The organism is Enterobacter sp. MGH 24 (genome assembly GCF_000493015.1).
In the GTDB taxonomy this organism is placed as follows: domain Bacteria; phylum Pseudomonadota; class Gammaproteobacteria; order Enterobacterales; family Enterobacteriaceae; genus Enterobacter.
This window is the reverse complement of sequence record NZ_KI535657.1, coordinates 2204362-2222826: the sequence shown is the minus strand read 5'-3', so window position 1 is coordinate 2222826 and position 18465 is coordinate 2204362. Positions and strand designations below refer to the sequence as shown.

General features: G+C 55.5%; 11 protein-coding genes. 5 read left to right on the top strand and 6 right to left on the bottom strand.

What is annotated here, in order from left to right:
* Positions 1–118 precede the first annotated feature (118 nt).
* Positions 119–2716, bottom strand: a complete 2598-nt coding sequence (acnB, locus tag L370_RS11375; RefSeq protein WP_023334530.1) for a bifunctional aconitate hydratase 2/2-methylisocitrate dehydratase — start codon at positions 2714–2716, stop codon at positions 119–121.
* 893 nt (positions 2717–3609) lie between these two features.
* Here acnB and L370_RS11380 point away from each other — a divergent pair.
* Positions 3610–5169, top strand: a complete 1560-nt coding sequence (locus L370_RS11380; protein ID WP_023334528.1) for a DUF3300 domain-containing protein — start codon at positions 3610–3612, stop codon at positions 5167–5169.
* A gap of 10 nt (positions 5170–5179) precedes the next feature.
* A complete protein-coding gene (locus L370_RS11385; RefSeq protein ID WP_023334527.1) occupies positions 5180–5971 on the top strand; it encodes a DUF2950 family protein in 792 nt (263 codons plus the stop codon).
* A gap of 63 nt (positions 5972–6034) precedes the next feature.
* Here the strand turns inward: L370_RS11385 and traT are convergent, their stop codons facing one another.
* From traT to pdhR, 5 genes are all read right to left on the bottom strand, one after another.
* Positions 6035–6766 (bottom strand): conjugal transfer complement resistance protein TraT, encoded by a 732-nt coding sequence (gene traT / locus L370_RS11390; RefSeq protein ID WP_023334526.1) that lies wholly within the window; start codon positions 6764–6766, stop codon positions 6035–6037.
* A 196-nt stretch (positions 6767–6962) separates the two neighbouring features.
* Positions 6963–8387 (bottom strand): dihydrolipoyl dehydrogenase, encoded by a 1425-nt coding sequence (lpdA, locus tag L370_RS11395; RefSeq protein ID WP_003856313.1) that lies wholly within the window; start codon positions 8385–8387, stop codon positions 6963–6965.
* A gap of 175 nt (positions 8388–8562) precedes the next feature.
* Positions 8563–10464, bottom strand: coding sequence for a pyruvate dehydrogenase complex dihydrolipoyllysine-residue acetyltransferase (gene aceF / locus L370_RS11400; protein WP_023334525.1), 1902 nt, complete (start codon positions 10462–10464; stop codon positions 8563–8565).
* 14 nt (positions 10465–10478) lie between these two features.
* Complete coding sequence (gene aceE / locus L370_RS11405) at positions 10479–13142, bottom strand: pyruvate dehydrogenase (acetyl-transferring), homodimeric type (RefSeq protein WP_023334524.1); 2664 nt, start codon at positions 13140–13142, stop codon at positions 10479–10481.
* A 123-nt stretch (positions 13143–13265) separates the two neighbouring features.
* Positions 13266–14030 carry a pyruvate dehydrogenase complex transcriptional repressor PdhR gene (pdhR, locus tag L370_RS11410; protein ID WP_008501960.1) on the bottom strand — a complete coding sequence of 255 codons (765 nt, stop codon included), beginning with the start codon at positions 14028–14030 and terminating at the stop codon, positions 13266–13268.
* A gap of 537 nt (positions 14031–14567) precedes the next feature.
* On the opposite strand from pdhR, the gene aroP reads away from it, so the two are divergent.
* The 3 genes from aroP to L370_RS11425 all read left to right on the top strand — a co-directional run bounded on the left by aroP (position 14568) and on the right by L370_RS11425 (position 18461).
* Positions 14568–15938 (top strand): aromatic amino acid transporter AroP, encoded by a 1371-nt coding sequence (gene aroP / locus L370_RS11415; RefSeq protein WP_023334523.1) that lies wholly within the window; start codon positions 14568–14570, stop codon positions 15936–15938.
* A 164-nt stretch (positions 15939–16102) separates the two neighbouring features.
* Positions 16103–17500 carry a glycoside-pentoside-hexuronide (GPH):cation symporter gene (locus tag L370_RS11420; RefSeq protein WP_023334522.1) on the top strand — a complete coding sequence of 466 codons (1398 nt, stop codon included), beginning with the start codon at positions 16103–16105 and terminating at the stop codon, positions 17498–17500.
* 10 nt (positions 17501–17510) lie between these two features.
* On the top strand, positions 17511–18461 hold the full coding sequence (locus tag L370_RS11425; protein WP_023334521.1) for a glycoside hydrolase family 43 protein: 951 nt from the start codon (positions 17511–17513) through the stop codon (positions 18459–18461).
* Positions 18462–18465 lie beyond the last annotated feature (4 nt).

Sequence of the window (18465 nt, the reverse complement as noted above, 5' to 3'; positions counted from 1 at the left end):
GTTCCCGGTCTGATCTGTCACCTATGTATCCGGTCATACAGTAGCGCCACCGGGCAATGGGTCAGGTGCGGTCTGGTGCCCTCACCCCCAGCCCCTCTCCCACGGGAGAGGGTAGCATTTATACTGCCGTCTGGAAGATAACCCCGTCAGCCTTCTCGGTGTACTGAGAAAGCTGGTCAAAGTTCAGATAGCGATAGGTATCCACCGCCGTCTTATCAACCTGAGCCACAAAGGTCTGGTACTCTTCCGGCGTTGGCAGTTTGCCGATCAGCGCCGCAACCGCCGCCAGCTCCGCAGAGGCCAGGAAGACGTTCGCACCGGTACCTAAACGGTTCGGGAAGTTACGGGTAGAGGTGGAGACCACCGTCGCACCGTCGGCTACGCGCGCCTGGTTGCCCATACACAGGGAACAGCCAGGGATTTCAATACGCGCACCGCTCTTACCAAACACGCTGTAGTAGCCCTCTTCTGTCAGCTGAGCCGCGTCCATACGGGTTGGCGGCGCCACCCACAGACGGGTTGGCAGCTGGCCTTTATGGGTATCCAGCAGTTTACCGGCTGCACGGAAGTGACCGATGTTGGTCATGCAGGATCCGATGAACACTTCGTCGATCTTCTCGCCCTGAACCTCAGACAGCGGACGCGCGTCGTCCGGATCGTTCGGTGCACACAGGATTGGCTCTTTGATATCCGCCAGATCGATGTCGATCACCGCCGCGTAGTCTGCGTCAGCATCGGCTTCCAGCAGCTGCGGATCGGCCAGCCATTTTTCCATGCCCTGGATACGGCGCTCCAGCGTACGACGGTCGCCGTAGCCTTCTGCAATCATCCACTTCAGCAGCACGATGTTAGAGTTCAGATACTCAATAATCGGCTCTTTGTTCAGCTTGATGGTACAGCCCGCCGCAGAACGCTCGGCGGAGGCATCGGTCAGCTCGAACGCCTGCTCAACCTTCAGATCCGGCAGACCTTCAATTTCCAGGATGCGGCCAGAGAAGATGTTTTTCTTCCCTTTCTTCTCAACGGTCAGAAGGCCCTGTTTAATCGCGTACAGCGGGATCGCGTGAACCAGGTCGCGCAGGGTGATACCCGGCTGCATTTTACCTTTGAAGCGCACCAGCACCGATTCCGGCATATCCAGCGGCATCACGCCGGTCGCAGCAGCAAACGCCACCAGACCGGAGCCCGCCGGGAAGGAGATACCGATTGGGAAACGGGTATGGGAGTCACCGCCGGTACCCACGGTATCCGGCAGCAGCATGCGGTTCAGCCAGGAGTGAATGACGCCGTCACCCGGACGCAGAGAAACGCCGCCGCGGTTCATGATGAAGTCTGGCAGCGTGTGGTGCGTGGTCACGTCAACCGGCTTCGGATAGGCCGCCGTGTGGCAGAAGGACTGCATTACCAGGTCAGACGAGAAGCCCAGGCACGCCAGGTCTTTCAGTTCATCACGGGTCATTGGGCCAGTGGTGTCCTGAGAGCCTACTGAGGTCATTTTCGGCTCGCAGTACGCGCCCGGACGAACGCCGGCGACGCCGCAAGCGCGACCGACCATTTTCTGCGCCAGAGAGTAACCGCGGCTGCTTTCCGCCACGTCTTTCGCCTGACGGAACACGTCGGAGTGCGGCAGACCGAGCGCTTCACGCGCTTTGGTGGTCAGGCCACGGCCGATGATCAGCGGGATACGGCCACCGGCACGCACTTCGTCGATCAGCACGTCGGTTTTCAGCTCGAAGCTTGCCAGCAGCTCGTTGGTTTCGTGGTTACGCACTTCACCTTTGTACGGGTAAACGTCAATCACGTCGCCCATGTTCAGGTTGGAGACGTCCACTTCGATCGGCAGTGCGCCCGCATCTTCCATGGTGTTGAAGAAGATCGGTGCAATTTTACCGCCGAGGCACAGGCCGCCACCGCGTTTGTTTGGCACATGCGGGATATCGTCACCCATGAACCACAGCACGGAGTTGGTCGCGGACTTACGGGAAGAACCGGTACCCACAACGTCACCCACGTAGGCCAGCGGGAACCCTTTTTTCTGCAGGGCTTCGATCTGTTTGATCGGCCCGACGCTGCCAGGCTGATCCGGCTCAATGCCTTCACGGGCGTTTTTCAGCATCGCCAGGGCGTGCAGAGGGATATCCGGGCGAGACCACGCGTCCGGTGCCGGAGAGAGGTCGTCGGTGTTGGTTTCACCGGTCACTTTAAAGACGGTAACGGTGATTTTTTCAGCCAGAGCAGGACGGTTCAGGAACCATTCGGCATCAGCCCAGGACTGCATCACCTGCTTCGCATAGACGTTGCCTGCTTTGGCTTTTTCTTCTACGTCGTAGAAGTTATCGAACATCAGCAGCGTGGAAGAGAGCGCTTTAGCGGCAATCGGTGCCAGCTTGTCGTTATCCAGCGCGTCGATCAGCGGATGAATGTTATAACCACCCTGCATGGTGCCGAGCAGTTCAATGGCTTTTTCAGGAGTAACCAGTGGGGAGGTGGCTTCGCCTTTGGCGATAGCAGCAAGGAATCCGGCTTTTACGTAGGCAGCTTCATCTACGCCAGGCGGTACGCGGTTGATCAGCAGATCTAACAGGAATTCTTCTTCGCCCTTAGGCGGGTTCTTCAGCAGCTCGACGAGCGCGGCCATTTGGGTTGCATCTAAAGGTTTGGGTACAATTCCCTCGGCGGCACGTTCTGCTACGTGCTTACGGTATTCTTCTAGCACGACGGTTCTCCTCGCTCTCATTGTCATATGCGGCGGGCGTTCTCTTCACGCTCCTGTGAGACAGCAGTTTGTAGGGTAAATGCCCGATACCGCGTCGGGCAGCATAGCAGGATTTCTGCACAGTGTTAATCCGTTTACAAAAAAGCAACATTAAAAAATTTGCTGAATCGTTAAGCATGGTGTAGCGGGGAGACAAGACGAATTTTGGGTACAAAAAAACCGCCTGAAAGCGGTTTATTTGTTGCCTTGCGGTGGTAGCACACCGGACTGGCAGATTTGCGGCAATGCACTCGGCATAAATAATGCTCCTGAGTATGCGGATCCGCAAGCACATATTTTGTGTTTACGAGCCGCCATCCAGTTTCGAATGAAAAAGGATGAAACTGCATTTCACCTCTTTTCAGTCCATTTCGGCTGTAATACTGTTGCCCCCGGCCTGCTTCGCTGGTGTAGCAACCAGTCACCGGGCCCGGAAGCAGTTCCGTAACCTACGCGGCAATGTACTCATTTGCCTGGTTCTGCCTTTCCCGGTGAAGAATGAACCCGCGTAGCCTGTACAGGAACGCACGCAATGGAGATGCGAATCACTGCGCTGATCGTTGTGACCGGTTTACTGCTAACCGCGCTGCATGGTGGCTGGAACATATCCGACATCACGGTGCTGTTTGTCGTCAACCTCGGCAACTAGCTGCTGGCCGCTCGCAAGAGCGGCCTTCTGAATCCCCTGCGGTTTTTCCCGCATCGCATATAATTGTGTAATAAATACTCACACTCTTTATCCGGACGTACCGGACGCTTCCCAAGAAAAGTCAAAACAGTAAAAGACGGGTGAATAATACTCACGCCAACCGTAACGCCTCACGGCACAGCGCTTGTCTCGTTGGAGTCATTTTATGAAGTTGCCCTTTAAGCCACATCTGCTCGTCCTTCTGTGCAGTGCCGGGCTGTTTGCCGCCTCAGGCGTCATGTTTGTCAAAGGCCGCGCTACGGAGCCTGCTGCACCGGCCCCCGTCGCACAACAACCGGCTGCACCAGCGGCGCCTGCCGCAGCCCAACCCGCCCCTGTTGTCGCGCCAGCCTACACTGCCGCGCAAATCGATCAATGGGTTGCTCCCATCGCGCTCTACCCGGATGCCCTGCTGTCGCAAATTTTAATGGCGTCGACCTATCCGGCCAACGTGATTCAGGCGGCGCAGTGGTCCAAAGATAACCCGAAGATGGAGGGAGACGCCGCCATTCAGGCCGTTGCCAGCCAGCCCTGGGATCCCAGCGTAAAATCGCTGGTTGCGTTTCCTCAGCTGATGTCCCTGATGGGTGAAAACCCGCCGTGGGTACAAAATCTGGGTGATGCGTTTCTCGCGCAGCCGAAGGACGTAATGGATTCTGTTCAGCGCCTGCGCGCGCTGGCACAGAAGACAGGCGCTTTACAATCCACGCCTCAGCAAACGGTCACCACCGTAACAAAAACGGTGCCAGCGAAAACCAGCACCACCGAGACAACGACAACGACGACGGCCGCGCCCGCCCCAACGGTAATCAAAATTGAATCTGCCGATCCGCAGGTTGTTTACGTCCCCACCTATAATCCCAATACGGTTTACGGGACCTGGCCCAACACCGCTTATCCCCCCACCTATCTCCCGCCAACACCTGGGGAGCAGTTTGGCAACAGCTTCGTAAACGGTTTAGGCTTCAGCCTTGGGGTCGCCACAACCTATGCCATCTTCAGCAACATCGACTGGGATGATGACGATGACTGGGATCATCACCATGGCGACGGGGATAATCACGGCGGCTATAACCGCAACGGTGATAACAACATCAATATCAACGTTGAGAACTTCAATAAAATCAGCGGACAACGTCTGACGGACGCCAACCGCACCTGGCAGCACAACCCGGCCTATCGGGAAGGCGTGCCTTATCCGACTAACCAGCTCAACACTCGCTTCCACGCCACCAACACGGCGACAGGGCTCAGCTCAACGCAGCAAAAACCGGTTAACCGCGATAGCCAGCGTCAGGCCGCGCTGAGCCAGATGGAGAAATCCACGGGCAAAACCTTCCCCCAAACGGCGCGCACCGGAACGAAAGACGTGCAGCGCCAGGCCTCAAGCGAACAGCTGAAGCAGATTTCGCAGCGCAATAACTACCGTGGCTACGACACCAAGCCGCAGACGGCGAAGCGCAGCAGCGCTCAGCAACGAGAAAACCGCCAGACGACCGCGCAGAGACAAGAGAAGCGGGCTTCGCAGCCCGCGCAGCAACGCCCTCTCCAGCAGCGAAACAGCCAGCCGCGGGCCAATGCGCTGAGCGGTAACGACAGCCGCTCCGCGAACTGGCAGGCGCAGCAGCAGCGCGGTGCGCAAAGCAGACAGCTTGCTGCTCGCCAGCAGCAGCCACGCCAGCCGTCTGGTGGACGTGCTGAACGCCGTGAAATTCGACATCGCTAAGGGAACCGACATGAAAAGTAAACTACTCAGTGGAATGGTGTTGTTCATGCTTTCGGCCTCGGTGATGGCGCAGCAGTCCTTTAGCACACCCGATCAGGCAACCGATGCGCTGACCAAAGCCATCAGTGAGCAAAATGAGAGTGCGATGACCAACCTGCTCGGAGAGAACTGGCGTGATTTTCTGCCCCCTGAAGGCGTTGACCCTGATGCTGTCGATCGCTTCCTGCGCGACTGGAACGTCCGGCACAACACGGTTGTCGAAGGGGATACGGCGCATCTGGTTGTCGGAGACAGCGGCTGGCAGCTCCCCATCCCGGTGATCAAAACCTCTGCCGGCTGGCAGTTCGATATCAAAGAAGGGGCTGAAGAGATCCTGACCCGCGAAATCGGGCGTAACGAGCTCGCCGCCATTGAAGCCTTACATGCCTATGTTGATGCGCAGCGAAGCTATTTTGCGCTGAACCAGCAATACGCGCAGAAGATTGTCAGCTCGAAAGGCAAAAAAGACGGCTTGTACTGGCCAGTCTCGCCCGGCGAAGCGCCCAGCCCGCTCGGCCCGGCATTTAGCCCGAAAGAGCCAGGGACCGGCTATCACGGCTATCGCTTTCGAATTTTGCCGGATAATCACGGTTTCGCGATGGTTGCCTGGCCGGTCAGCTATGGCCAGACGGGCGTAATGAGCTTTTTGATAAACCAGGACGACAAGGTGTACCAGAGCGATCTCGGCAGTGATTCGGAGCAAAAAGCCCGGGCGTTAACCGCATATCACCCTGATAAAACCTGGCAGCCCGTCGCGCCCTGAATAGCGTCAACGGACCACGTTTTGCAAGCCGGGTATGGCGAAGCCGCCACCCGGCTTTTTAACTTACAGAATATTTGCGACAGATTTTGCCAGCTGAGCTTCCAGAACCGGTTTGGCTTCTTCAAACTTCAGGTTTACTTTGTTAGCGTTCGACACCACGCGGGTTTGATACTTCGCGCGGTCACCCTGCTCGGAGCTGGTTTGCAGCTTCACGCCAGACGTTCCCTGACGCAGCGCCGCGATGTTGTCCGTGGTCACCTTCGCCTTGCTGCGCTCGGAGATCTGCAGGTCGGTCACCATGGTATAGTTTACGTCTTCCACCATCGCATCTGCCGCCATGCCGATCAGCCCCGCAGCCAGCCCCACGCCCAGCGCTGCGCCGGAGGAGTTGCTGTTGTAGGCCGTAATACCGGCCCCCAGCGCGGCACCCACAGCGGCACCTTCATAGCCCGTTTTCAGGTAGCCCTGAGTTTCTCGCAGGTCCATTTTGTCTGCTTTCAGAACGTTAGCCTGCACCCAGTAGTATGCGCTGTCAGGTGAGCTGGTGACCTTGTATCCCTTGGCACTCAGATCGTTTGCCAGCAGCGTCTGCAGGTTGCTCATATCTTTATCAGAGGTGTTTTTAACCTGAATGTAGACCGTTTTTTCACTGGATGGCTCAAGCCAGATGGTTTCACTCATCTGCGTTTTTACTTCCAGGTTGCGCTTTTTCACCGCCGTCGTCATCGCACCGCACCCGGTCAGCGTCATCACTGCCGCTAATAAGCCAATCCCCGTCACTTTCTTCAAAGACATGTTATTTCCTTTTTGTGTGTAATCAAAAGTCCAGAATCGTTAACCGTGCGGCCAGTAGCTACACAATGGTGCAAAAGGTATCGGCAGACAGATGAAAATTTTTAGAGGAAATAACAATAAGTTACCTACCATAACGGGTAGTTTTCAGGCAAAAAAAAACGCCTCCAGAGGAGGCGTTAGCAATCAGGGAAGAAACTTATTTCTTCTTCGCTTTCGCGTTTGGCAGGTCAGTGATGCTACCCTCAAACACTTCTGCCGCCAGGCCCACGGACTCGTGCAGAGTCGGGTGAGCGTGGATGGTCAGCGCGATGTCTTCAGCGTCACAGCCCATTTCGATAGCCAGACCGATTTCACCCAGCAGCTCGCCGCCGTTGGTACCGACAATCGCACCACCGATCACGCGGTGAGTCTCTTTGTCGAAGATCAGTTTGGTCATACCGTCAGCGCAGTCGGACGCGATAGCACGGCCAGAAGCAGCCCACGGGAAGGTGGCGGTTTCGTAGCTGATGCCTTTCTCTTTCGCTTCTTTCTCGGTCAGACCCACCCATGCCACTTCTGGCTCGGTGTACGCGATAGATGGAATGACTTTCGGATCGAAGTAGTGCTTCATGCCAGCGATAACTTCAGCGGCAACGTGACCTTCGTGAACACCTTTGTGTGCCAGCATTGGCTGACCGACGATATCGCCGATAGCAAAGATGTGCGGCACGTTAGTGCGCAGCTGTTTGTCAACGCGGATAAAGCCACGGTCGTCCACTTCCACGCCAGCTTTGCCCGCGTCGAGGTTTTTACCGTTCGGCACGCGGCCGATAGCCACCAGCACGGCGTCGTAACGCTGTGGTTCGGATGGGGCTTTTTTGCCTTCCATGGAAACGTAAATACCGTCTTCTTTCGCTTCAACGGCAGTCACTTTGGTTTCCAGCATCAGGTTGAATTTCTTGCTGATGCGTTTGGTGAAGACTTTAACGATGTCTTTGTCGGCAGCCGGGATAACCTGGTCGAACATTTCAACCACGTCGATCTCTGAACCCAGCGCATGGTACACGGTACCCATTTCCAGACCGATGATACCGCCGCCCATGACCAGCAGACGCTTAGGAACGGTTTTCAGCTCCAGGGCATCGGTGGAATCCCACACGCGTGGATCTTCATGCGGAATGAATGGCAGTTCGATTGGGCGAGAGCCTGCCGCGATGATCGCGTTGTCGAAGTTGATCACGGTTTTGCCGTTTTCGCCTTCCACTTCCAGGGTGTTCGCACCGGTGAATTTACCCAGACCGTTTACCACTTTCACCTTACGGCCTTTGGCCATACCCGCCAGACCGCCGGTCAGCTGAGTGATAACTTTCTCTTTCCAGGTACGAATTTTGTCGATATCGGTTTTCGGCTCGCCGAAGACGATACCGTGTTCAGCCAGCGCTTTGGCTTCTTCGATAACTTTCGCTACGTGCAGCAGCGCTTTAGAAGGGATACAGCCGACGTTCAGACAAACACCGCCGAGGGTGCTGTAACGTTCTACGATGACGGTTTCCAGACCTAAATCCGCTGCACGGAATGCTGCGGAGTAACCTGCCGGGCCTGCCCCAAGTACTACGACCTGAGTTTTGATTTCTGTGCTCATCATGACCTCTTAATTTATACCCGTCGTCCACCGGGTCGTTCTATCCGCCCGCAGTTTACAAAATTGTTAACAATTTTGAAACAACAAACGGCTCACGAATTGTCGCTTTCGCCAATAACCTCACAAACACCGTGAGATTATCAGAAAAAAGCCGGCCGACTGGCCGGCTTTTCGATTACATCACCAGGCGGCGAATGTCGCTCAGGGTGTTGTTGATGATGGTGATGAAGCGCGCACCATCAGCACCGTCGATCACGCGGTGGTCGAAGGACAGAGAGATTGGCATCATCAGACGCGGCACGAACTCTTTGCCGTTCCACACCGGCTCCATCGCGGACTTGGACACACCGAGGATAGCCACTTCCGGCGCGTTAACAATCGGCGCGAAGTGGGTGGTACCCAGGCCGCCGATGCTGGAGATAGTGAAGCAGCCGCCCTGCATTTCGCCGGCAGTCAGCTTACCATCACGCGCTTTCTTGGAGATGGTGGTCAGTTCACGGGACAGCTCAGTGATGCTCTTCTTGTTCACGTCTTTGAAGACCGGAACAACCAGACCATTTGGCGTATCAACCGCAACACCGATGTTGATATATTTCTTCAGCGTCAGCTTCTGGCCGTCTTCAGACAGAGAGCTGTTGAAGCGTGGCATCTGCTCAAGGGCAGCGGCAACGGCTTTCATGATGAAGACGACTGGGGTGAATTTCACGTCCAGCTTACGCTTCTCAGCTTCGGCGTTCTGCTGTTTACGGAACGCTTCCAGATCGGTGATATCGGTTTTGTCGAAGTGCGTAACGTGCGGGATCATCACCCAGTTACGGCTCAGGTTAGCACCAGAGATTTTCTGGATGCGGCCCAGCTCCACTTCTTCGATTTCGCCGAACTTGCTGAAGTCCACTTTCGGCCATGGCAGCATGCCCGGGATACCGCCGCCAGCGGCTGCAGCTGGTGCAGCTTCGGCGCGTTTCACCGCGTCTTTCACGTAGGTCTGAACGTCTTCGCGCAGGATACGACCCTTACGGCCCGTTCCTTTCACTTTCGCCAGGTTCACACCGAACTCGCGCGCCAGGCGACGAATCAGCGGAGTCGCGTGGACGTAAGCGTCGTTTTCAGCGAACTCAGATTTGCCTTCCGCTTTTGCAGCAGGAGCCGCAGCAGGTTTAGCCGCCTGAGCCGGTGCAGCAGCCGGTGCCGGAGCAGCAGCGGCAGCCGGAGCTGCGGCAGGCGCAGCGCCTTCCACTTCGAAGACCATGATCAGAGAGCCGGTAGACACTTTGTCGCCGGTGCTGATTTTGATCTCTTTAACGGTGCCCGCGAACGGCGCAGGGACTTCCATGGAAGCCTTGTCGCCTTCAACGGTGATCAGTGACTGTTCAGCGGCAACTTTGTCGCCCACTTTAACCATCACTTCGGTCACTTCAACTTCGTCACCGCCGATGTCCGGTACGTTAACGTCTTTCGCACCGCCGGCAGCGGCTGGAGCAGCGGCCGGAGCCGGAGCAGCGGCCTGCGCTGGCGCGGCAGCAGGTGCAGCACCCGCCACTTCGAAGATCATGATAAGCGACCCGGTAGACACTTTGTCGCCGGTGTTGATCTTGATCTCTTTAACGGTACCGGCGAACGGAGCTGGCACTTCCATAGAGGCTTTGTCGCCTTCTACGGTGATCAGTGACTGCTCGGCCGCAACGGTGTCGCCCACTTTCACCAGGATTTCAGTGACTTCTACTTCGTCACCGCCGATGTCAGGCACGTTGACTTCTTTCGCGCTCGCGGCAGCGGCTGGAGCAGCGGCGGCCGGAGCGGCTTCTTTCTTCTCTTCCTGCGCAGGTGCAGCAGCTGCTGCACCGTCGGCGGAATCGAAAATCATGATCAGTTTGCCGGTCTCGGTTTTATCGCCAACAGAGACTTTGATCTCTTTAACGATGCCAGCCTGAGGAGACGGGACTTCCATAGAGGCTTTATCGCCTTCTACGGTGATCAGCGACTGTTCAGCTTCAACTTTGTCGCCTGGTTTGACCAGGATCTCGGTGATTTCAACTTCATCAGCCCCGATGTCCGGTACATTGATTTCGATAGCCATTATTCTTTTACCTCTTACGCCAGACGCGGGTTAACTTTTTCTGCATCGATGTTGAATTTGGTGATTGCGTCTGCAACCACTTTCTTATCGATTTCGCCACGTTTAGCCAGTTCGCCCAGTGCTGCTACAACCACGTAAGAAGCATCAACTTCGAAGTGGTGACGCAAGTTTTCGCGGCTGTCAGAACGACCGAAGCCGTCAGTACCCAGTACGCGATAATCATCCGCTGGAACGTAAGTACGAACCTGCTCAGCGAACAGTTTCATATAGTCAGTAGACGCCACCGCTGGCGCGTCGTTCATCACCTGAGCGATGTACGGAACGCGTGGAGTTTCCAGTGGGTGCAGCATGTTCCAGCGCTCACAATCCTGGCCATCACGCGCCAGTTCAGTGAAGGAGGTCACAGAGTACACGTCGGAACCCACACCGTAGTCTTTCGCCAGGATCTGCGCTGCTTCACGGACGTGACGCAGGATAGAGCCGGAGCCCAGCAGCTGAACTTTACCTTTGCTACCTTCGAGGGTTTCGAGTTTGTAGATACCTTTACGGATACCTTCCTCGGCACCTGCTGGCATTGCCGGCATGTGGTAGTTTTCGTTCAGGGTGGTGATGTAGTAGTAAATGTTCTCTTGCGCTTCACCGTACATGCGCTGCAGACCGTCATGCATGATGACTGCCACTTCGTACGCGTAAGACGGGTCGTAAGAGATACAGTTAGGGATAGTCAGAGACTGAATGTGGCTGTGGCCATCTTCGTGCTGCAGACCTTCACCGTTCAGGGTCGTACGACCGGAGGTACCGCCTACCAGGAAGCCGCGAGCCTGCTGGTCGCCTGCCTGCCAGCACAGGTCACCGATACGCTGGAACCCGAACATGGAGTAGTAGATGTAGAACGGGATCATCGGCAGGTTGTTGGTGCTGTAAGAGGTCGCAGCAGCCAGCCAGGATGCGCCTGCGCCCAGCTCGTTGATACCTTCCTGCAGGATCTGACCTTTCTCGTCTTCTTTGTAGTATGCAACCTGCTCACGGTCCTGCGGAGTGTACTGCTGGCCGTTCGGGCTGTAGATACCGATCTGACGGAACAGACCTTCCATACCGAAAGTACGCGCTTCGTCGGCGATGATTGGAACCAGACGATCTTTGATCGACTTGTTCTTCAGCATCACGTTCAGGGCACGAACGAAAGCGATAGTGGTGGAGATCTCTTTGTTCTGCTCTTCCAGCAGCTGAGAGAAGTCTTCCAGCGCTGGCAGTTCCAGCTTCTCGGTGAAGTTTGGCTGACGCGCTGGCAGGTAGCCTTTCAGCGCCTGACGACGTTCGTGCAGGTACTTATGCTCTTCAGAACCTTCCGGGAAGGTGATGTAAGACAGGTTTTCTACCTGCTCATCGGTCACTGGAACGTTGAAACGGTCGCGGATATAACGCACGCCGTCCATGTTCATTTTCTTAACCTGGTGAGCGATATTTTTACCTTCTGCGGTATCACCCATGCCGTAACCTTTGATGGTATGGGCCAGGATGACGGTCGCTTTACCTTTGGTTTCGCGCGCTTTTTTCAGTGCAGCGTAAACTTTCTTCGGATCGTGACCACCGCGGTTCAGAGCCCAGATCTGCTCATCAGTCCAGTCTGCAACCAGTGCTGCGGTTTCAGGATATTTGCCGAAGAAGTGCTCACGAACGTAGGCACCGTCTTTGGATTTGAAGGTCTGGTAGTCACCGTCAACGGTTTCGTTCATCAGCTGGATCAGTTTACCGCTGGTGTCTTTACGCAGCAGCTCATCCCAACGACCGCCCCACATGACTTTGATCACGTTCCAGCCAGCACCTGCGAAGATGCCTTCCAGTTCGTTGATGATCTTGCCGTTACCGGTTACCGGACCATCCAGACGCTGCAGGTTACAGTTGATGATGAAGCACAGGTTGTCCAGCTTCTCACGGGTCGCGATGGTGATCGCACCTTTAGATTCTGGCTCATCCATTTCGCCGTCGCCCAGGAAGGCGTAAACGGTTTGCTCAGAGGTGTCTTTCAGACCACGGTGTTCCAGGTATTTCAGGAATTTAGCCTGGTAGATCGCACCGATTGGGCCCAGACCCATTGATACGGTCGGGAACTGCCAGAATTCAGGCATCAGTTTAGGGTGCGGGTAAGAAGACAGACCTTTACCGTGAACTTCCTGACGGAAGTTGTTCATCTGCTCTTCAGTCAGACGACCTTCCAGGAATGCACGTGCATAGATGCCCGGAGAGATGTGGCCCTGGAAGTACACCAGATCGCCGCCGTCTTTCTCGTTCGCTGCACGGAAGAAGTGGTTGAAGCACACTTCGTAAACGGTCGCGGAAGACTGGAAGGACGCCATGTGGCCACCCAGTTCCAGGTCTTTCTTGGATGCGCGCAGAACGGTCATGATGGCGTTCCAGCGGATTGCAGAACGGATACGACGTTCCAGATCCAGATTGCCCGGGTATTCCGGTTCGTCTTCGACGGCAATCGTGTTTACGTAGTTGCTAGCCCCTGCACCTGAAGCAACCTTCACACCGCCTTTGCGGGCTTCAGAAAGCAGCTGATCAATCAGATACTGAGCGCGCTCAACACCTTCTTCACGGATGACCGATTCGATCGCCTGTAGCCAGTCGCGAGTTTCGATCGGATCCACGTCATTTTGGAGACGTTCTGACATGGGGGTATTCCTTATCTATCTAATACGTTGATTTGTCTGGAACCTGTCCCATTGTGCTCTTGGGCAAGAACACAATAAGACAGGTTCTGCGTTTAGTTGCCGCGCTCTAAAAGTACCTGGCGCTTAATCCTTTCGTTGCTGTATGCGGCGTAATGAACGTTCGCGACGCGATTGTTCACGGCTGCGGTCCAGCAAGATTTCCTCAATGAAAGCCAGATGTCGGTGCGACGCTTCGCGCGCCTGCTCCGGTTCCCCGGCCATTATCGCCTCGAATACTCGGGTGCGATGGTTGCTTACCAGTGGGAGCATGTCCCGACGGGCATACAACAATTCAAAATTCTGACGAACGTTCTGGGCCAGCATGGGCTCCATGCAGCGTAGCAGATGGAGGAGCACCACGTTGTGGGCCGCTTCGGTGACGGCGATTTGATACTGGACGACGGCGCTGGACTCGGCGTCTAAATCGCCGGACTGCTGTGCCCGTTCAATGGCCTGATGCAGTTCGCGGATACGCACGCGATCTTCATCAGTGCTGCGAAGGGCGGCGTAATAGGCCGCAATACCTTCAAGCGCGTGACGGGTCTCAAGCAGGTCAAACTGGGATTCTGGGTGGTCAGAGAGAAGTTCTACCAGCGGATCGCTGAAGCTCTGCCACAGGCTGTTTTGCACAAAGGTTCCGCCGCCCTGGCGACGAAGCAGCAAGCCCTTTGCTTCGAGACGTTGAATCGCCTCACGCAGAGAGGGACGTGAAACGTCGAACTGTTTTGCCAGCTCGCGTTCTGGCGGAAGTTTCTCACCCGGGCGCAGAGTCCCTTCGAGGATTAAAAACTCCAGCTGCTGCTCAATCACATCAGATAGTTTTGGTTGGCGAATTTTGCTGTAGGCCATATTCCCTGTCTTACGCCTTTTTGCCCGGAGTCAATTGGTCTTACCAATTTCAAGTTCGTATCGCTAAAGTAACAAAGTATTCACCTTCTGTCCATATTGGTTTTGATTGAAATCAGTAAACCCTGCACATTTTAACAACCTTACAGAAATAACGTTTCAGAAATGTAACTTTGCACAAATGAGTTGATTACTCCCAAAGAGGCAGTTTTAACCTTAATGAAACGAGGGTTTTTGCAATCTGAAGCGATTCAACAAGGCAAATAACGAAAATTCGCCCACTTCTGGCGCATTTCTATTCTATAGGTTGGGTTAGGAAGACTGAGCGGGCCGATTTACAAATGCTTTCTTTTTATTCAAGTCGTCATCACCCCTTCATAAAGCAGGTGCATTCGCAGGCGCTTACCACTATTCTTGCGCTTACGGAAGCCATCTCCGCTTTTTTCGGTCTCGTTAACCGTAAAGAAATAAATACAGAATATGGATTTTCATAATTACACACGCACAGCGTGAACATAACAACCACACACGAGGTTTCAAATGGAAGCTCAACAGCACGGCGATCAGCTAAAGCGCGGGCTTAAAAACCGCCATATACAGCTCATCGCACTGGGCGGTGCGATTGGTACCGGCCTGTTTCTGGGCAGCGCATCCGTTATCCAGTCAGCCGGTCCCGGCATTATTTTGGGTTACGCGATAGCCGGTTTTATTGCCTTTCTGATTATGCGCCAGCTGGGTGAAATGGTCGTTGAAGAGCCGGTCGCTGGCTCCTTCAGCCACTTTGCCTATAAATACTGGGGCAGCTTTGCCGGTTTCGCCTCGGGCTGGAACTACTGGGTGCTGTACGTTCTGGTTGCCATGGCTGAGCTTACCGCCGTCGGGAAGTACATTCAGTTCTGGTATCCCGAGATCCCAACCTGGGCCTCCGCAGCGGCGTTCTTCGTCATTATTAACGCCATTAACCTGACCAACGTAAAAGTGTTCGGTGAGATGGAGTTCTGGTTTGCCATCATTAAGGTTATTGCCGTGGTGGCGATGATTATCTTTGGCGGCTGGCTGCTGTTCAGCGGCAACGGCGGCCCGCAGGCAACCGTGCGCAACCTCTGGGAACAGGGTGGATTCCTGCCTCACGGCATGACGGGCCTGGTGATGATGATGGCCATCATCATGTTCTCCTTCGGTGGTCTGGAGCTGGTGGGCATCACCGCCGCTGAAGCCGACAACCCGGAGCAGAGCATTCCAAAAGCCACTAACCAGGTTATCTACCGCATTCTGATCTTCTATGTGGGCTCGCTGGCCGTGCTGCTCTCCCTGCTGCCGTGGACGCGCGTGACCGCTGACACCAGCCCGTTTGTCTTGATCTTCCACGAGCTGGGCGACACCTTTGTGGCCAACGCCCTGAACATCGTGGTACTGACCGCCGCGCTCTCCGTTTACAACAGCTGCGTATACTGCAACAGCCGTATGCTGTTCGGCCTGGCCCAGCAGGGGAACGCGCCAAAAGCGCTGCTCAACGTCGATAAACGCGGCGTGCCGGTAAACACGATTCTGGTTTCGGCGGTTGTGACCGCGCTGTGCGTGCTCATTAACTACATGGCGCCGGAATCGGCGTTTGGCCTGCTGATGGCGCTGGTGGTCTCTGCCCTGGTCATCAACTGGGCGATGATCAGCCTGGCGCACATGAAGTTCCGCCGCGCGAAACAGCAGCAGGGCGTGACTACGCGCTTCCCTGCCCTGCTCTATCCGCTGGGTAACTGGGTGTGCCTGCTGTTTATGGCGGCCGTGCTGGTGATCATGCTGATCACGCCGGGCATGGCGATTTCCGTCTACCTGATCCCTGTCTGGATTGCGATCCTGGGCGTTGGCTATCTCTTCAGCCAGAAAAGCCGTAATGCGATGAAAGCACACTAAGCCTCTCTCCGCGGCGCCTGCTTTTGCGGGTGCCGCGCGTTGTTACCTCCCTCACACTTTCACGCCCACAGCGCATTTATCCATATCACCGCCCTGATACTGCAACGCATATATTCCTTTGCCAGCGAATAATTCTCTCCATACCGTAAACCGGAGAGCTGTCGATGGATAACAACACACTGTCAGTAAAAGAAAAGATCGGCTATGGGATGGGCGACGCGGGATGCAACATCATCTTCGGTGCCATCATGCTGTTTGTTAACTATTTTTATACGGATATCTTTGGCCTCGCCCCTGCGCTGGTCGGCGTGCTGCTGCTTTCCGTGCGCGTCATTGACGCCGTAACGGACCCGATCATGGGCGCGATTGCCGACCGTACCCGCAGTAAATATGGCCGGTTTCGTCCATGGCTGCTGTGGATTGCCTTCCCCTACGCGCTGTTTAGCATCCTGATGTTCACCACGCCGGAGTGGAGCTATAACAGCAAAGTTATCTATGCGTTTGTCACTTACTTCCTGCTCTCTTTGACCTATACGGCAATCAACATCCCTTACTGCTCCTTAGGCGGGGTGATCACCAACGATCCAAAAGAACGCGTGGCCTGCCAGTCGTATCGCTTCGTGCTGGTCGGCATCGCCACGCTGCTGCTCTCATTAACGCTGCTGCCGATGGCCGACTGGTTTGGCGGGGATGACAAAGCCAAAGGCTATCAGATGGCGATGACCGTCCTGGCGCTAATTGGAGCCTGCATGTTCCTGTTCTGCTTCGCCACCGTGCGCGAGCGCGTGCGCCCGGCGGTACAGACCAACGACGAGTTGAAAAACGATCTGAAAGACGTGTGGAAGAACGACCAGTGGGTACGCATTCTGCTCCTGACCCTGTGCAACGTCTGCCCAGGCTTTATCCGTATGGCGGCCACCATGTATTACGTCACCTGGGTGATGGGCCAGAGCACCCACTTCGCCACGCTGTTTATCAGCCTGGGCGTGGTCGGCATGATGCTCGGCAGCGTGCTGGCAAAAGTGCTGACCGACCGCTGGTGCAAGCTGAAGGTCTTCTTCTGGACCAATATTGTGCTGGCGATTTTCTCAACCGCCTTTTATTTCCTCGACCCGAAAGCCACCGTCACCATCGTGGTGCTCTACTTCCTGCTGAACATCCTGCACCAGATCCCGTCTCCGCTTCACTGGTCGCTGATGGCCGACGTGGACGACTATGGCGAGTGGAAGACCGGGAAACGCATCACCGGGATCAGCTTCTCCGGCAACATCTTCTTCCTGAAGCTAGGGCTGGCGATTGCCGGGGCGATGGTTGGTTTCCTGCTCTCCTGGTACGGTTATGACGCAGGTGCAAAAGCGCAAAGCGCGGACGCCATTAACGGGATCGTGCTGCTGTTTACCGTCATTCCCGGCATTGGATACTTAGTTACCGCTGGCGTGGTACGTCTGCTGAAGGTTGACCGTGAAACGATGAAACGCATTCAGGAAGACCTGGAGAAGCGTCGCGCTAACTACCGCGAGCTGAATGATTTACAGGAACTCAAAGCCGCTGAGACTAAATAAGGAAAGCCGAATGCAAACCTGGCCAAACCCGTTTATCGAACAACGTGCCGACCCTTACATTTTACGCCATGAGGGGCAGTACTACTTTATTGCCTCCGTGCCGGAGTACGACAGGCTGGCAATCCGCCGCGCGGACTCGCTGGAAGGCTTACGTAATGCCGAAGAAGTGGTGGTCTGGCGCAAGCCCGACACCGGCCCGATGAGTCAGCTGATCTGGGCACCTGAACTGCACCACATTGACGGGAAGTGGTACATCTATTTTGCCGCGACGCACACCCAGGCGCTCGACGCGCTCGGGATGTTCCAGCACCGTATGTTCGCCATCGAATGCGCCAGCGGCGATCCGCTCACCGGCGCGTGGGTGGAAAAAGGGCAGATCAAAACGCCTTTCGACACCTTCGCCCTGGACGCCACCACCTTTGTTCATCAGGGGAAACGCTGGTATCTGTGGGCACAAAAAGCGCCGGATATCACCGGAAACTCCAATCTTTATCTGTGCGAAATGGAGAACCCCTGGACGCTGAAAGGCGAGCCGGTGATGCTCAGCAAGCCGGAGTATGACTGGGAGTGTCGCGGATTTTGGGTCAACGAAGGCCCGGCGGTGCTGGTTCACGGCGATAAGCTGTTTATCAGCTATTCTGCCAGCGCCACCGACGAGAACTACTGCATGGGGCTACTGTGGATAGACCTGAATGCCGATCCGCAAAACCCGGCAAACTGGCACAAATCCCCGCATCCGGTGTTCGTTACCAGCTATGAGAACCGCCAGTTCGGCCCGGGCCACAACAGCTTTACGCAAACGCCGGAAGGGGAAGATGTGCTGGTGTATCACGCGCGTAATTACACCGAAATTGAGGGCGACCCGCTGTACGATCCGAATCGCCATACCCGCCTGAAGCTTGTCCGCTGGAATGAAAACGGGATGCCTGATTTCGGCATCCCGCCCTCGGATACGCTGTAGCCTT

Excerpts from the sequence above, each read along its gene's own strand:
- L370_RS11425 (WP_023334521.1), top strand. The coding sequence starts at position 17,511 with ATGCAAACCTGGCCAAACCCGTTTATCGAACAACGTGCCGACCCTTAC.
- L370_RS11420 (WP_023334522.1), top strand. The coding sequence starts at position 16,103 with ATGGATAACAACACACTGTCAGTAAAAGAAAAGATCGGCTATGGGATG.
- pdhR (WP_008501960.1), bottom strand. The coding sequence starts at position 14,030 with ATGGCCTACAGCAAAATTCGCCAACCAAAACTATCTGATGTGATTGAG.
- traT (WP_023334526.1), bottom strand. The coding sequence starts at position 6,766 with ATGTCTTTGAAGAAAGTGACGGGGATTGGCTTATTAGCGGCAGTGATG.
- L370_RS11380 (WP_023334528.1), top strand. The coding sequence starts at position 3,610 with ATGAAGTTGCCCTTTAAGCCACATCTGCTCGTCCTTCTGTGCAGTGCC.
- aceF (WP_023334525.1), bottom strand. The coding sequence starts at position 10,464 with ATGGCTATCGAAATCAATGTACCGGACATCGGGGCTGATGAAGTTGAA.
- L370_RS11385 (WP_023334527.1), top strand. The coding sequence starts at position 5,180 with ATGAAAAGTAAACTACTCAGTGGAATGGTGTTGTTCATGCTTTCGGCC.
- aroP (WP_023334523.1), top strand. The coding sequence starts at position 14,568 with ATGGAAGCTCAACAGCACGGCGATCAGCTAAAGCGCGGGCTTAAAAAC.
- lpdA (WP_003856313.1), bottom strand. The coding sequence starts at position 8,387 with ATGAGCACAGAAATCAAAACTCAGGTCGTAGTACTTGGGGCAGGCCCG.
- aceE (WP_023334524.1), bottom strand. The coding sequence starts at position 13,142 with ATGTCAGAACGTCTCCAAAATGACGTGGATCCGATCGAAACTCGCGAC.